At 60.2% G+C, this 15,765-nt stretch carries 12 protein-coding genes and 1 tRNA gene; 9 read left to right on the forward strand and 4 right to left on the reverse strand.

The annotated features are described in order from the left end of the window. Positions 1–162: 162 nt before the first annotated feature. Positions 163–1,746, reverse strand: coding sequence for a citramalate synthase (cimA, locus tag BV034_RS23535; protein ID WP_050029418.1), 1,584 nt, complete (start codon positions 1,744–1,746; stop codon positions 163–165). A 439-nt stretch (positions 1,747–2,185) separates the two neighbouring features. On the opposite strand from cimA, the gene BV034_RS23540 reads away from it, so the two are divergent. The 6 genes from BV034_RS23540 to BV034_RS23565 all read left to right on the forward strand — a co-directional run bounded on the left by BV034_RS23540 (position 2,186) and on the right by BV034_RS23565 (position 10,504). Then, a complete protein-coding gene (locus tag BV034_RS23540) occupies positions 2,186–4,021 on the forward strand; it encodes a hypothetical protein (RefSeq protein ID WP_265593379.1) in 1,836 nt (611 codons plus the stop codon). Positions 4,022–4,237: 216 nt separating this feature from the next. Then, positions 4,238–5,305 (forward strand): SAF domain-containing protein, encoded by a 1,068-nt coding sequence (locus tag BV034_RS23545; protein ID WP_265593380.1) that lies wholly within the window; start codon positions 4,238–4,240, stop codon positions 5,303–5,305. 51 nt (positions 5,306–5,356) lie between these two features. Continuing rightward, on the forward strand, positions 5,357–6,079 hold the full coding sequence (locus BV034_RS23550; protein ID WP_063768880.1) for a glycosyltransferase family 2 protein: 723 nt from the start codon (positions 5,357–5,359) through the stop codon (positions 6,077–6,079). A gap of 109 nt (positions 6,080–6,188) precedes the next feature. Beyond that, on the forward strand, positions 6,189–7,130 hold the full coding sequence (locus BV034_RS23555; RefSeq protein ID WP_081888061.1) for a class I SAM-dependent methyltransferase: 942 nt from the start codon (positions 6,189–6,191) through the stop codon (positions 7,128–7,130). A gap of 218 nt (positions 7,131–7,348) precedes the next feature. Beyond that, the gene (locus BV034_RS23560; protein ID WP_050029422.1) at positions 7,349–7,924 is read left to right on the forward strand and encodes an RNA polymerase sigma factor; all 576 of its coding nucleotides are present in this window, start codon (positions 7,349–7,351) and stop codon (positions 7,922–7,924) included. Then, positions 7,925–10,504 carry a heavy metal translocating P-type ATPase gene (locus BV034_RS23565; protein WP_050029423.1) on the forward strand — a complete coding sequence of 860 codons (2,580 nt, stop codon included), beginning with the start codon at positions 7,925–7,927 and terminating at the stop codon, positions 10,502–10,504. 264 nt (positions 10,505–10,768) lie between these two features. On the opposite strand, the gene BV034_RS23570 is transcribed toward BV034_RS23565, so the two are convergent. Further along, on the reverse strand, positions 10,769–11,065 hold the full coding sequence (locus BV034_RS23570) for a hypothetical protein (protein WP_050029424.1): 297 nt from the start codon (positions 11,063–11,065) through the stop codon (positions 10,769–10,771). Between the two features lie 268 nt (positions 11,066–11,333). Between BV034_RS23570 and BV034_RS23575 the strand changes: the two genes are divergently transcribed. Then, positions 11,334–12,674 (forward strand): hypothetical protein, encoded by a 1,341-nt coding sequence (locus tag BV034_RS23575; protein ID WP_050029425.1) that lies wholly within the window; start codon positions 11,334–11,336, stop codon positions 12,672–12,674. A gap of 172 nt (positions 12,675–12,846) precedes the next feature. Here BV034_RS23575 and BV034_RS23580 read toward each other — a convergent pair. Further along, positions 12,847–12,919, reverse strand: a tRNA-Thr gene (locus BV034_RS23580). 267 nt (positions 12,920–13,186) lie between these two features. On the opposite strand from BV034_RS23580, the gene BV034_RS23585 reads away from it, so the two are divergent. Continuing rightward, complete coding sequence (locus tag BV034_RS23585; protein ID WP_050029426.1) at positions 13,187–13,660, forward strand: hypothetical protein; 474 nt, start codon at positions 13,187–13,189, stop codon at positions 13,658–13,660. Between the two features lie 338 nt (positions 13,661–13,998). Here the strand turns inward: BV034_RS23585 and BV034_RS23590 are convergent, their stop codons facing one another. Then, positions 13,999–15,105, reverse strand: a complete 1,107-nt coding sequence (locus tag BV034_RS23590) for a Fic family protein (protein WP_050029427.1) — start codon at positions 15,103–15,105, stop codon at positions 13,999–14,001. A 511-nt stretch (positions 15,106–15,616) separates the two neighbouring features. Between BV034_RS23590 and BV034_RS36875 the strand changes: the two genes are divergently transcribed. Further along, on the forward strand, positions 15,617–15,765 hold a 149-nt coding region (locus BV034_RS36875; RefSeq protein ID WP_343123298.1), incomplete at its 3' end, for a DUF1275 family protein.

Here is a 15,765-nt window from a genome sequence, read left to right on the forward strand (position 1 = left end):
AATGTTTGGATGAGCCTCAAGCGAGTCACGTTGGGTGGAAACGGAGAAATCCGTCAACTCTGAGAGAGTTGTGCAGATGCTCCGTCTCCCAAGGTTCCTTGGGCGTAAGGCAGCGGAAAGCGACAGCACACGCTGCCGCCCAACTGCCCCAGCCAGACGACTCTACTCCGCGTAGTTTGCCTTCTTTGAGAGGAAGTACTCGAGGCTGTCCACAAGGGCTTCCCAGCTAGCGTCGATAATGTTGGAGTTCACCCCGACTGTGCCCCAATGGTTGACGCCATCCGTGCTCTCGATGAGCACGCGAGTCTTGGCGGCGGTGCCGGTGCGGCTGTCGATGATACGCACTTTGTAGTCGCAGAGCTGGACGTTCGCGATTTCCGGATGGGCTCTGGAGAGCGCCACACGAAGCGCACGGTCAAGGGCGTTCACGGGGCCGTCGCCCTCCTCCACGGTGTAAACCCGCTCGCCATTCACCTCCACTTTGACGGTGGCTTCGCAGGTATCAAAGCCGCGCTCCCCATGGGTGCGGTGGCTCACGTGGTACTCCAGCAGCTTGAAGCTGGGGGTGAACTGACCCAGGTCCTTGCGCAGGACGAGTTCGAAGGAGGCATCGGCCGCCTCGTATTCGTAGCCATCGTTCTCCTGGGTCTTCACATGATCAAGGATGCGCTTCACCTCAGCCGAGCCGCGCTGGAGTGGGAATCCCAGCTCAGTGGCCTTGTGCAGGATGTTATCCTGGCCGGACATGTCGCTCACCAGCACCACCTGGCGGTTACCTACGGTGGCTGGCTCGATGTGTTCATAGCTGCGGGCCAGTTTTTGCACGGCATTCACATGCGTACCGCCCTTGTGAGAGAAAGCCGTGCTACCAACGAACGGCGCACGGTTGAAGTGCGGGAGATTGGCGACGTCATCCACGAACTTCGAAAGCCCCGTCAGACGAGTCAGGTCAGCCACCACCGGCAGCCCCATTTTGAGCTGCAAATTCGGGATGACGGTGGTGAGGTTGCAGTTGCCGGTGCGCTCCCCGTAGCCGTTCATGGTACCCTGTACCTGCACGGCCCCCGCGCGGATGGCGGCGAGGGCATTGGCAACACCGAGCCCGCCGTCGTCATGACTATGGATGCCGAGCCGGGCTTCTGGGAAGCGCGCCTGCACCTTGGAGACGATCTCCGCAATCTCATGCGGCAGCGTCCCGCCGTTGGTCTCGCACAGTACCAGTACATCGGCCCCACCTTCCAAGGCTGCTTCCAGCGTGGAAAGAGCATACTCGGGCTCGTCTTTGAACCCATCAAAGAAGTGCTCCGCGTCGTAGAAGACTTCGCGACCGGCCTCCTTGCAGTGACGCACGGTGTCACGAATCATGGCGCGGTTCACTTCAGGCGTGGTGCGGAGCACCTCGGTCACATGAAGGAGCCAGCTCTTGCCATAGAAGGTAACGACTGGGGTCTCGGCCTCCAGGAGGGTGCGCACCTGGGGATCCTTATCCACCGCCAGGTCGGCACGGCGCGTGCTGCCAAACGCGGCGATCTTGGCGTGCTTGAAGGTCTGTTTCTTGGCCAGCTCGAAGAACTCCACATCCTTGGGGTTGGAGCCAGGCCACCCGCCCTCAATGTAGTGCATGCCAAAGCTGTCCAGCTCGTGAGCGATGCGCAGTTTGTCGAGGGAGCTGAAGTTGACGCCTTCACCCTGCGTCCCATCACGGAGCGTGGTGTCATAGAGGGTAACTTTCGATACGGCGGTCATAGGAAGCAGAGAGGAGGTGGCGGAAAAGCAGGGTTATGAGAAAAGCAAAGAAGAGAGGCTTGCGCAAGGCGGACCGGGGACGGCGAAGTCAATCTTTCGCCAGTTCGACGCCGGGTCCGGGCGCTCAGTCAGAAGAGAGGATGCGGGCTGTCTGCACAAAAAGACGCCTTTCAGGCGCGGCAGAAGCCCTAGATAATTCGAATGAGCCAGATGGAGGCCGCGGACGACATGAGGCGCGGAGGATAGCAGGTGTTTTAAAGTGAGCAAGTTCTTGGTTCCTGGTTGTTGGATTGACACCACCCCACTCCGGGGAAGGAGATGGAGTTGCTGCTTGCCTCGACGGAGCCTCAAAGCCATGGTCGCGGCCGGATGTTTCGAGAGCCCTCCTTTTTGCCGCTGCGTGAGTCCCGTGTGCTCATCGTGGTGAGCGCGCTATTGTTTGCCGGATTTTTTGACGGCCTACCTGACCATCGACCGACCGGTAAAGCAGGAGCGACGGATCGAACGTCTGAAATCTGAAGGCAAGGTGGTGGCACCAGAAGCCTACGTGCCGGTGTGGCTCTACAAGGGCTTGAAGCTCAACCTGGGCCTGTCCGCCCTGCTGCTCCTTGCCAGCCCCTGGCTCGGGCGGCGGCGACCGGATGGAATGACCTTTGTGGATTCCCCTCCCCGCCCCCGCTGGACCAAGTGGCAGACGCTGGGACTGGTGGGAGTGGTGGGCCTGGGGGCGTGGATGAACAGCCCCCGGCTGACTCTCTCCATGTGGGGAGACGAGGACTTCAACGCCAGCCGGTTCATTCTAGACAAGGTGGAGCGCCAGCCAGACGGAACGCTCACCATCGAGCCCCGCTCGTGGGCGACCACCCTGTGGAACATGCGCAAGCCCACGAACCACCTGGGGTACAGCGCCTTTGCGCGGCTCTCCCATGAGACCTTTTTTCGCCCTGGCACGGGCCCCGATGCGCCATGGTTCAATGAAGCGCTTCTGCGCGCGCCGGTGTTTGTGGGCGGACTGGCCACCCTGGCGCTCATGATCTGGTCCCTGCGGGTTTGGGGCCTTAGCGGATGGTGGACCGTACTGCTGATGGCAGCCCATCCTTGGTTCATCCGGTTCGCAGTGGATGGTCGCGGCTACGGATTTGTGATGCTGGGGGCCACAGCGCTGGTGGGAGTGGTGGGTCGCGCCCTGCAGACCGGGCTCTGGCGATGGTGGGTCCTGATGGGGATCCTGGAGTTTTTTATCCTCTGGAGCAATTTCCAAAGCGTGTACCTGCTGGCGGGGCTCAACCTGCTGGTGGCCGTGGCTCTCTGGTCCCCAAATCTCACCTGGTCCGCACGATTTCTGCTCGCTTACCGCTGGATCGTTGGCGGGCTGGTCACCTGCTTCCTGGTGCTGGGCTACCTCACCCCCTGCTGGCCCCAGTTGCTGGAGTTCATGAAAAAGGGGGAGATCCACGGTACGATGGACCTGCGCTGGTGGCAGGACTCCTTCTCCGGCTGGGTCTTTGGCCAGCCGTGGAACTCATGGAGCCGGGAAACCAATCCACTGCACCATCACCTCTCGGCCGCTTTCGGCGATCACCCAGTCCTCTTCGCTGCGGGCATGGGCACGCTGCTCCTGACTTTGCTGATGGGTCTCTGGGCCCTGGTGACAGACCGGACACGCCGATTGCTGCTGATCTTCGTCCTGGCGCCGCCAGTATTGATGCTTGCTCATATGGCAGCCGGACAGAACAAGCCCTATCCATGGTACTTACTGCCTTTCCTGCCAGGCCTCTTCATGCTGGTCTCCGCCGCGGCCTCAGGAATGGCGCGCTGGCGGGTCAAGCATCGGCACGGCCTGCTCCTTGCCGTGACCACCCTTTTTGTCCTGATCACTGCGGTGCCCCGGGACCGGATGCGACACCATCCCATCGAGCCCTCCCGTGAGTCGGTGGCCAGCTACCGCAAGATCATGAGTCCCCGCCATCCGGACTTTGACAAGGAGGTGATGGGTGGGGCACTCTCCATGTTCACAGAGGCCTATGATCCGGCAATGTACCGGGCGGACAATCTGGCGGAGTTCCGCGTCCTGCTTGAAGAAGCGGACCGCAGCGGACGCCAGCTCTACTTCAATCTAGGGGATGTGGGCTTTCAGAAATCCAATCCTACTTTGGCGGAAGTAATCGCCGTTTTGGAAGATCCCGCACAATTTGAGCATGTGGGGCACTTTTCTGGACTCATGCCTTTCACCTCCCGCGATGTCTTTCGGTATCGAGGGCAAAATTCTCGATAAGTAATTGTTTTTCCCTGCAAGATTATCACGCTTCTTGCTGGATTCGTTTGCTTTCGCGGCAGTTGTCGGCAGTATCCGCGACTCCCCGCAAAACTACCCCGGATGCCAAGCCCTATGACGCCCAGAATCACTCGCACAGTTCCCACTCGAATTGGGATTGTGGGGACGGGCTTCATCGCTGTCGGCTTGTGTTTGATGCTGCGCACCACGTCGGACATGGCAGTATCCCGCGTCCTGACCCGGCGTCCGGTCAATTCTGTGCGGGACATCGATTCGAACCTGCTGACACGGTCCTTGGAGGACTTGCTGGCCAACTCCGACGTGATCGTGGAGTGCAGCGGGGACATCATTCACGCCAGCAATGCCGTGCAGGCTGCCCATGAGGCGGGGCTGCCGGTGGTGACCATGGGCGCGGAGTTCCACGTGACCGTGGGCTCCTACTTCTGCAACAGTGGTCTTCTGACTGAGGCAGAAGGTGACCAACCCGGATCCCTGGCCGCCCTGCATGAAGAGGCGGTGCAGATGGGCTTCAACCCGCTGGTATACGGCAACATCAAGGGCTTCCTCAACCATCATCCCAAAGAGGAAGAAATGGCCTACTGGGCCAGCCGCAACGGCATCAGCCGGACGCAGGTGACGAGCTTCACGGACGGAACAAAGCTGCAGATCGAGCAGGCACTGGTGGCCAATGGGCTGGGTGCCGACATCGCGCAGCGCGGCATGCTGGGTCCGCAGGACCTGACGCTGGATGAAGCAGGCGCCTTGCTGGGTGCCGAAGCCACCCGACTGGGCACCTCGCTCAGCGACTACGTACTCAATCGAAAACTGCCCGCCGGGGTTTTCGTGACGTGCGAACACCCCACCGAACGCCCTCACGTACTGCGCTACCTGAAGCTGGGCGACGGGCCGTATTACACGCTTCTGCGCCCGTATCACTTGTGTCACCTGGAGTTGCCGCGCACGCTGCGCCGCATCATCGCTGGTGGCGGGGTGTTGCTGAACAACAGCGCGCAGCCCAAGATCAATGTGGTAGCCGTGGCCAAAAAGGACCTTCCGGCTGGCACGCTCATAGAAACCGCGATCGGCAGTGTGGAGCTGCGCGGTGAAACGGTCCGCATCTCAGAGCTTCCAGATGCGCCGCCAATCGGCCTCCTTTCCGGCAGCCGGTTGCGGCACTCCGTTGCGGCGGGACAGACTTTGATGACTTCCGATGTGGACATTCCCAACAGCCTCGCCAAAAAGGCATGGGATTCCATCCGGCAACAAAGCCTGGAACTGGCTTGATGCCTGCTTCCGGGTGGCGTTCTCCCGTCATTCAACGCACCACACTCACACATGCTTCTTGGTAAAAAGATCGCCGTCACCATGCCCGCGTACTACGCGGCCAAAACCGTGGGCAAGACCGTCGCAGACATCCCACGCGAGTATGTGGACATCGTGATCCTCGTCGATGACGCCTCCAAGGACGACACCTTTGCCACTGCACAGGCCCTCGGGATCTCCGTCTTCCGCAACGAGAAAAACCTGAACTACGGCGGCAACGTGAAGCGCTGCCTGCAACTGGCTCTGGACGCTGGCGCAGACATCGTGATCCAGCTCCATCCTGACTACCAGTATCCGCCAAAGGTGACGCTGCCCATGGCGGCGATGCTGGCCACGGGCTACCATGACCTGGTGCTGGGCGCACGCACTTCCGGTAAAGGGGCTCGTGGCACGATGCCCTTCTGGCGCTACCTGCCCAACCGCCTGCTCACCATGGTGATGGGCTGGTGCTTTGGCGTGAGCCATAGCGAGTTCCACACGGGCTGCCGCGGCTACACCCGGAAGCTCCTCGAGACGGTGCCCTTCCACGAGTTCCGCAACGATTTCATCTTCGACAACCAGATGCTCATCGGCGCGTTGCGGCATGACTTTGCCACCAGTGAAGTAACCTGCCCCACGGTGTATGAGGAGGACAGCAGCTCCATCCCCTTCTCGAAAGCCCTGCGCTACGGCATCCAGTGCCTGAAGATCTCCATCCCCTACTTCTTCGAGCGCATTACCTCCGGGAAGAAGTAGTCGTTTCCCGCGGATCGTCCCGTAACTTCTGTTCTCAAGAGGGCTCCCGATTTTGGGAGCCCTCTTGCTTTTGCGGTTTCGATCTTCTCCAATCCGGCTATTCTGACCGATGGCTTGGCAGAAACGTGACCGTGATGGCGACAAGAACCAAAACCGTCGTCGTCGAGGAGAGCAGGAGGAACGCTCCTCCTCTCCCGCACCCTATCGTGGACCGCGACCTCAAAAAGGAGGCACAGAAGGCCGCCAGAGTCCGGCGCGGCCGGGATACCGATCTGGTCACGGTCCTGCAGGCTTGAGGAAGCACGCCACCTCCTGGGAGCAGTCAGCCCAATGGTACGACCGGATATTGGGGGAAAACGGCTCGGAGTTGTACCAGCAAGTGGTGATCCCCGGAGCCCTTGCCCTGCTCAAGCCCCAGGCGGGCGAGTCCATCCTCGATCTTGGCTGCGGTCAGGGGGTCTTCTCCCGCGCCCTGACGGCTGAGGGAGCCAAGGTCACCGGGGTGGATGCAGCCCCCTCCCTCATCAAACGGGCGAAAACTTACCCCTCGCCCGCTCCGATCCGCTACGTGGCCCGGGATGCAGCGAAGCTCAACGATCTGGGCACCTTCGACGCCATCTCCGCCATCCTCTGCATCCAGAACATGGCACATCTGGGCGAAGTCTGTCAGGCCACGGCCAAGGTGTTGAAACCGGGCGGCCGCATGCTCTGGGCCATGAACCACCCCACCTTCCGCATCCCCCGCCAGACGAGCTGGGGCTTCGACGATGAGGCCAATATCCAGTACCGCCGACTGGACGCCTACGGCAGCCCGCTGACCATCCCCATCGTCATGCATCCCGGCCAGCGGGAGAGCGAGACGACTACATCCTTCCATCTCAGCCTCTCTGACTTGCTCGCCAAAGGCTTCGCCGCCGGCCTCGTGCTCGCCGGGTTTCAGGAATGGTACTCCCACAAACAAAGCGAGCCCGGCCCTAGGGCCAAGGCGGAGAACAAAGCACGGAAGGAGTTCCCGCTGTTCCTGGGATTGCTGTGGAAGAAGGCGGGCTAGCCTCAAAAAATTAGGAATTAGGAATTAGAAATGAAACTCCCGATCTGAGCCTGATTAAGACCAGGAGAAACTCATTCATCATTCCTAATTCATCATTCATAATTTTTGTGTTCTCTGTGCCTCTGTGGTTGAGCTCCTTTGCCCGCAGTGCACACATTTTCGCAATTTGGGACGCGTACACTGTAATGAGCGCCCTGCCTTTGCGTCAGCCCTGGTGAATGAAGACTTTGGAAACCTCTTTGCTGGAACACTTGAGCGAATTTCTCGCTTTTGCACGGAAGCGCCTGTCCAGTCCTGAACTGGCGGCGGATGCCGTGCAGGAGAGCCTGCTGAAGGCACTGCGATCCAGCGGGGAACTGCGGGATGACGAGAGCGCGAAGGCGTGGTTCTACCGGATATTGCGCAGGACGATCATTGACCTGTACCGGCGGGATGACGTGCACACTCGCGCAGTGGAGAAGTTGAAGGTGGAACTGGAGCAGCAGGCATCCCCGGATCTGGATGAAGAACGGGTGACCTGCCAGTGCATGAAGGCCCTGCTCCCGACCATGAAACCGGAGTATGCGGAGCTCATTGAGCGGCTGGACCTGGGCGGTGAAAGCACTGAGGAAGCCTCGGCACGACTGGGGATTTCGAGAAACAACCTGGTTGTGCGACATCATCGTGCCCGCCAGCAACTCAGGGAGCGACTGGAGCTGAGCTGCCAAAGCTGTGCGACGCACGGATGCCTGGATTGCACGTGCGACTCTGCTGCCCGGGACCAAGACAACCGCAACCTCAATGGAAGGAACTGAATGATGGACAAGGTGAAAGACCCCGTATGCGGCATGATGGTGGATCCGGCGACGAGCTTGAGCGCGGAGAAGGATGGCCAGACCTGGCACTTCTGCAGCGAGCACTGCCGCACGAAGTTCGTTGGCACGGCACTCCATATCCCAAGCCATCATGACCACGGTACCCACAGGGGCCATCAACACCACGAATCCAGCTCGGCCCCGGCCAAGTCCTGCTGTGGTGGCGGCAAGCAGTCCGCCCCGGCTCCGTTGACACCGGCCCCGGTGGCCTCATGCTGTGGCGGGCATGGCCACCATCATGCCAGCGCGGACGTGAAGCCGTCCGCCTCGGCCAAGTACTTCTGCCCCATGTGCCCGGGAGTGGAGTCGGACAAACCCGGCGACTGTCCCAAATGCGGCATGGCCCTGGAGCGCAACCCGGCGTGGAAGCCAGAGTCGCGCACGATCTACACCTGCCCCATGCACCCGGAAGTGCAGCAGGACCATCCCGGCGACTGCCCGAAGTGCGGCATGGCCCTGGAACCCAAGTTGGTGGCCGGAGCCGATGAGCCCGAGGATGACAACGCGGAACTGCGTGACATGACGCGCCGCATGTGGATCAGCGCTGTGCTGTCCCTGCCGGTGTTCATCCTGGCGATGACCCACTTGCTGCCGGGTCAAGGTCACGGATCCTGGGCCGACAGTGAACCGTCACGCTGGCTGCAATTTGCCCTGAGTACGCCGGTGGTGCTGTGGGCAGGCTGGCCGTTCTTCCGGCGCGGCTGGCGCTCGTTGATCACCCTGAACTTCAACATGTGGACGCTCATTTCCCTGGGGGTGGCGGCGGCCTACATGTACAGCGTGGTGGCCATGCTGGCCCCTGGGTGGTTTCCCGAATCCCTGCGCACCGGCCACGACGGCAGTGTGGGGGTTTACTTTGAAGCCGCCGCGGTGATCATTGTGCTGGTGATTCTGGGACAGGTCCTGGAACTGCGGGCCCGCAGCCGCACGGGATCTGCCATCAAGGCGCTGTTGAATCTCTCCCCGCCGACGGCGAGACGCATCACTGCGCAGGGGGACGAGGAAATACCGCTGGATGAGGTGAAGACCGGCGACCGCCTGCGCGTGCGCCCCGGTGAGAAGGTGCCAGTGGATGGCCGTGTGCTCAACGGGCACTCCAGTGTGAATGAATCCATGATCACAGGGGAATCCCTGCCCGTGGAAAAACAAGCGGGTGACAAGGTCACCGGCGGAACGGTGAACGGCACGGGCGGCTTTGAGATGGAAGCCGAGCGTGTGGGCAGTGATACCCTGCTGGCCCGCATCGTCAACTTGGTGGCGGACGCCCAACGCAGCCGGGCCCCCATCCAGGGACTGGCGGACAAGGTGGCGTCCATCTTTGTGCCCGCGGTTGTGGCAGTGGCCGTGCTCACCTTTGTGCTGTGGTACTTCCTGGGTCCCGAGCCGCGCCTGGCACATGCCATCATCAATGCGGTCGCGGTGCTCATCATCGCCTGCCCTTGTGCATTAGGCCTGGCCACCCCCATGTCCATCATGGTGGGGATCGGCAGAGGCGCACAAGAAGGCGTGTTGGTGAAGAATGCCGAGGCGCTGGAGCGACTGGAGAAGATCACCACCCTGGTGGTGGACAAGACGGGCACGCTCACAGAAGGCCGCCCGCGATTGACCAAAGTAGTGCCAGCCCAGGGAGCTGGGCTGGAGGAAAACGAAGTGTTGCGTCTGGCCGCTGCCCTGGAGCAAGGCAGCGAGCACCCCCTGGCTGCAGCAGTGGTCGAAGGATGGAAAAGCCGGGCTGAAGGGGCGATTGCTCCCGCAGTATCAGGGTTCCGCTCCACCACGGGCGGTGGTGTGGCAGGCTCCGTAGATGGCCACGAAGTGCGCGTGGGCAAGCCGGCGTTCCTCAAAGACGAAGGCATCCAGGACCTCCAGAGTCTGGAAGAAATGGCACGCCAACTTCAGGAGGAAGGACAGACCGTCGTGTATGCCGCCGTTGACGGGCGCGCTGCCGGACTTCTGGCCGTGGCGGACCCCATCAAGTCAACCACTCCGGAGGCGATCAAGGAACTGCATGCGTTGGGTCTAGAACTCGTGATGATGACGGGTGACAATCAACGCACCGCCGCCGCCGTGGCTGCAAAACTGGGGCTGGACAAGTTCCACGCCGAAGTGGAGCCGGAAGGCAAGAGCTCACACGTCAACGAACTCACCAAAGCTGGCAAGTCCGTGGCCATGGCAGGAGACGGGGTGAATGATGCCCCAGCCCTGGCAGCGGCGAACGTGGGGATTGCCATGGGTACTGGCACCGACGTCGCCATGCAGAGTGCCGATGTCACGCTGGTGAAGGGCGACTTGCGGGCAATCGCCAAAGCGGTGCACCTCAGCCGTGCCACCATGCGGAACATCCGGCAGAACCTCGTGTTCGCCTTCCTTTACAACGCCCTCGGCATCCCGGTGGCGGCCGGACTGTTGTACCCCTTCTTCGGCCTGCTGCTGAGTCCCATGCTAGCCGGCCTGGCAATGAGCCTGAGCTCCGTGTCCGTCATCAGCAACGCGCTTCGTCTGCGGCGGGCGAAGCTGTGATCGGAGTCAGGGTGGGAGGACGATTCTGGAGACAGGATTAACAAGATTAGATTGGATTTACAAGATTGGGAAGAGGGATGGTTTGCGCCTCGGTGCGTTTGCGTGAGGATCAGGAAACTATCATTTCCGGATGATTGTGGCCGCTGGCGTGGACTTGTGATTGAACACGAGAGGGCTTTTCAATGAACAAAAAGGCCGCCAGCATCTGTTGCTGGCGGCCTTTTTTAAGTTGCCTTCAAAGAGGCACCTTCTCACCCCCTGCCCTTAGCGGCAGTGGTGGTGGTGCCTGCGATGGCCAAAGTCGATGTGGATGCTGCCACCACCCCAGGACGGAGGGCAGATGGGACGGGGATTGTAGACAGGGGGCGGACAGACAGGGCGGGGCCGGCAGACAGGCACCCAGACCTGCTGGTAAACCGGGCGGCCGCAGTGGTCATAGCCGACAAAGCGGGTCGTGTAGTAGCCCCCACCATCGTAGTGGTCGGCTTTGGCGGTCGTGGGTGCCAGGGCTCCAAGGGCAAGGGCGATCCCGGCAAAGGCGAAGAGGAATTTGGATTTCATGGCAGTGGGGGCAAGGTCGGTTGACTGAGTGGCTGAAAGAATGATTTGTGTGCCGCGCGACTCCGGTCGGTTGGCCCCACTTGGGAGCCGATTTCCTCGATGGATCACTCGCGCTTCAGCCAATCAGACGGGAGCGCTGTATCGTTATTCAACTTTCTTCAAAAAGTGGCCGGAGGCACAAAATCGCGAGCCATCACCTCCACCCAACCCGGTGCCCCCCCAACCACAGAGCGTTGCAAAAAAGCGCTTCCAGCCTACCCTTTATGGCATGAAGCGAACCGTCACCTGCTCCCTGTTGGCGTGCCTGATCCTTCCTTTTTCACAGGTCTGCGGCCAGTCAGATCCGGCGGTGGAGGTTGGCCGACCAGGCAAGCTGGCGTTCAAAGAAGAGACCGTGGGAGTGGTGCGGGGACCAGGCTTCAAGGCGGAAGGCGTCTTCATGGGCACTCCCCTTGTGCTGGACGAGGCTTACGCTGCCAAGCACGACCTGCCCGCGCTGCAGGCACCATTCAAGGTGGTCGTGCCCAAGGACAACAACCTCTACTTCCTGCCGGGCGGCAATAAAACCGGGGTGCCGGAGCTGGCGAGGTTGAGCATCGCCACAGAAGACAAGAAAGCGGTGGAGATTCTTCGCTTTGTGACCATGACCATCCCGCTTCAGCGCACGTCGGAAGATCGCTTGGTAGTTTGTGCGAACCTGCTTGCCACCAAGGCGTTCCCCCAGATCACCAGCAACTATGAGCAGGCGCGACAGCTGGACCTCTATGTGACCCGCATCCGGGGCAATGATGCGGTCTGTCTGGTGGCGGAAATGGTCAAACCGGGCAGCAGCGAGTCCTACTGGGTGAAGGCAGTAGGGATGATGCCGGCGAATTCTGAAAACGGCGTGATGGCCTTCTTCATGGCAGACAAGCAGCTTAGCGAGATCAAGACGCAGGCAGATCTGCTGACCAAGGGGTTTAGCCAGAAAGTGATCCACAGTCTGGAGTTTCTGCCGGTGACCACTGTCGCGGATGCTCCATCAAGTGAGGGCTACAGATCCGCGTCCGAAGCCCTTCGATCCTGGGCGGGAGCCGCAGCGCAAGCTGGTACGACGCCCAAAGGGGTGGCTGCCTCCCCTGGGAACGCAAATTCTCTCAAGGCACTCTTCGAGAAGTACCATGCCGCTCTCATGACTCAGGATGCGGCGACGGCAGCACTCATCGTGCGAGACCTGCTGCCGGATGAGACCCGGCTTCAATCGGCCATTGGAGGAGGAGCCACTCCAGAGATCTGGGCGAAGATCAAGGCGTTCCATGATCAACTCCCAAAGGCCGGCGACGCGGCTCTGGCCAAACTCCTGGCGGCCAAGCCCGCTCAAACGATGGTCGAAGTTCACGGAGCCACCACAGAGGAGATTGCCCAGTACGCCGAGGGTTCCGTGGCGTTTGCAGAGTTTCCCAGTGCCGCCCGGGATCTGGCGAAGGCCGGAATCCTCAAGCCCGGCGTGACGTTCTTCGAGGTAGAGTTCCTCGAACCCGGTGCGGAGTCGGGTATGAAGTATCACCTGTTTTACTGGGACGGCGCAAGCTGGAGCATGCTGGGCCCGGTGTGGCGGGGGCTCAAATGACGGGGACTTGATGATGAACTGTGGCGGATCGAGAACGAGGTAACAACCACAGAGTCACAAAGAACACAGAGTGTGAACAAAAAGAATGGCGAGGGGCTTCCTCAGGCGAGGTCTCCCCTGCCAAATCGGAGTATCCTGTGTGCTCTCCGGGAACGTCAGAATTCCTAAAGAGAGCCGGTTGTCGGACTCGAACCGACGACCTGCTGATTACAAATCAGCTGCTCTACCAACTGAGCTAAACCGGCAATCTCTCCAGACGGGAAGGTCCAGAACTGCCCTCTCGGGCGTGGAACTCGGACAATAGCCGGAACAGGGCGGAGGACAACCAAAATTGTGCAGCCAGAGCAGGAAGTACCGTTCCACAAACCGGCCCCAGGACGCTGACGCTGGTCGAATGGGTGGACTCTGTGGTAAAATGCCACAATCACGATTCCAAGGGTAGACCACTGCCCTGCCGGACGGAGCAGGTGTAGACAATCCGGCCGGACAATACCACTTCCACAAGCACCGCCATGAAACTCACCTTTGAGCACGTTCATGTAATGATCAACCACCTGCCCATCCATGGGTTGGCAATTGCGCTGCTGGCACTGGCTGCGGCCATGGTGATCCGGTCACGCCCCGCCCAATTGATCGCCCTGGCCCTGACGGTCTTTTGCTCGGCGATGGTCCTGCTGGTCAGCTACACCGGCAATCAGGCGTTTGATGCGGTGATCGCTCTGACGGACGATGCCGGCACCGAATGGCTGGATGAGCACAGCCGCAGGGCTGGCCTGGTGGCACCAGTTTACTATGCTGCGGCCGCCTTCGGCTTGGCGGCGATTTTTCTTCCGCTCCGATGGCCTCGTTGCGCAGTGCCCCTCGCCGTCATCACGCTGGCCCTGGGTGCGGCGGCCATGTTGGGAGGAGGGTGGATCGCCCGGGCCGGTGGACAGATCCGGCATCCGGAGTTGCGGGAGGAGACGCCTGCAAAGGTGGAGGGTTAAGGGGCTGGAACACCTTAGCAGGCAATGTTGCGGTGTTTGGCGTGAGGTGTTGATCGACCAGCAATCGCCCCTGACACTTTGCGATACCTTCCTCGCTGACCTCGAGATCTCGTCATTGCCGCAGCTCCACCAGGCGAAAGCGGCGTCAAGCCGCCAGCACTCCAAGACGCTTCGCGTGGTGGAATGCGAAGGGAGGATTAACGCATGCCGTAGATTGCTATTTTGACAAATTCACGCCAGTGTCTTTGCGATCTGGTCGCTTGACCTCGCGTTTGTCTGCCAATCGTAGTTTCCTTGATATTGAGCTATCCAACGACAGTCAGGCCATATGGAACCCATTATGGTCCGCCTTTGATCGCGTCTTCATACCTGCTTGCCAGTCTGTATGTACGACTCTTCTTCGACGGATCTTCAACTGCTAAAAAGCCTTCTTCCACCCACTTTGTGCATTGCAAGCGAGATTGTTGGACGGACAGCCCCAAGTGAACAGCGAGTTCGCCTGAAGTCACCACACGATGTTTGGCAAACAAACTCCACGCCTGTCGTTGCAGGGGGCGTAGCTCCCTAAAGTGCGACGTCATCGCAGCCTGGTCGCTTCTGCCCACCCGCGCTTGTTGAGCGGCAGCTTGTGACCTGACTTTTGAGAACGCCTCTGCAACACCTTCACAAAAGTACTGCACAAATCCACTGACGTCCGCCTCAGCACGCCCAAGATGGTAGTTGTGGCTGGGGCCGACAGCCAGAGCGCCGTAGTAGGCCTCCAGATTGCGGGCATAGTATTCCTCCAGAGCATAGATGCCTTTCAAGCCATAGCCGCATCGGTGCATCACAACAGTCGCCAGCAAGCGAGACGTACGGCCATTGCCATCGTAATACGGGTGAATCGTTGCAAACTGATAGTGTGTCAGCGCGGCGATCACAGGTGCTGGCAACTCACGAGCAACCATCTCACGATTGACCCAGTCCACGAGATCTTTCATAAGAGGGGCCACTTCTTTCGCCTCCGGGGGCATGTAAACGATGCTTCCATCAAGGCCATTTCGAATGACATTCTGCCCATCCCGATAGGGGGTTGGGACTGCCTTCCCTTCGAGCGCCAGTCCATGAAGCACTTGCACATCTCGTTGCCTTAGGTCGGGTGTGGAAGTGCCCAATTCTTCTGCCTTGTCCAGGGCCCGATAGTAGTTCCTCACTTCCCGTTCATCTCGCTCTCGGCCAGGAAAACGAGCCCTAGAGCCAATGACTTGCTGAACCTCAGGAAGAGTCAGACGATTCCCCTCTATCTGGGTCGAATAATGGGTCGAGAGCAGGCGCGCAGATTCCCGAAGGGAAGCGATGAGGCTTGGCAGAATTGGAAGAGCCTCGATTGAGACGCGATCAGCCTCCGCAGCCATCAGTGCCTTGGCAGTACGCGCTGTGATGGTGTACTGAGGATCAAATGCCATGACCGATACAGGATAGCACACATTTTTAAATCGTCAATAAATGCACATTAAATACGCATTAAATGCACATTAAAAAATGGCGTGGCTCTATTTCGGCTCGGCAAGAAAGCCTTTCTAGGCGCGCATTCCTCGCTGGCACCCACCCTCGGGATGTGGTGTCCGCACACCAGGCGAAAGCGGCGTCAAGCCGCCGACTGTAGTTTCATCGATCTCGAGAAAGGCGCCGGGCGAGAGACTTGGCATACCACATTCCAAGCAATCGCGTCCACTAAGGCCGTTTGCCCCCTTACTGGGGCCGTCCCGCATGCGGGACGAAACTCCAACACTGTCTCAGGACATGCCAGGGTTGACTGCCCCCAGAACCCTCCCCCTTTGTGCCTTCGTGTCTTTGTGTGAGGACAATCCGCCCCCTGTCTCCGCCCGCCCTTGCATCCGCGCCAAGCCTCTCTACCGTCCCTCGTCCGCGCTTTCCTCGCTCCCCTCCTCTTCCGATCTTTCCAAATCCAAAGTCATGATCTCCCGGCTCCCGCGATGGGCAGGCATCGGTGCATGGGCACTGGCGATGGTGGCAGGCATGGTGAATGTGGTGGGGTTCCTGAGCTTTGAGCACCAGGCCGTGACGCATCTCACCGGTACCACTTCGATGCTGGCGGCAGCGAT

It is taken from the genome of Verrucomicrobium sp. BvORR034 (genome assembly GCF_000739635.1).
GTDB lineage: Bacteria > Verrucomicrobiota > Verrucomicrobiia > Verrucomicrobiales > Verrucomicrobiaceae > Verrucomicrobium.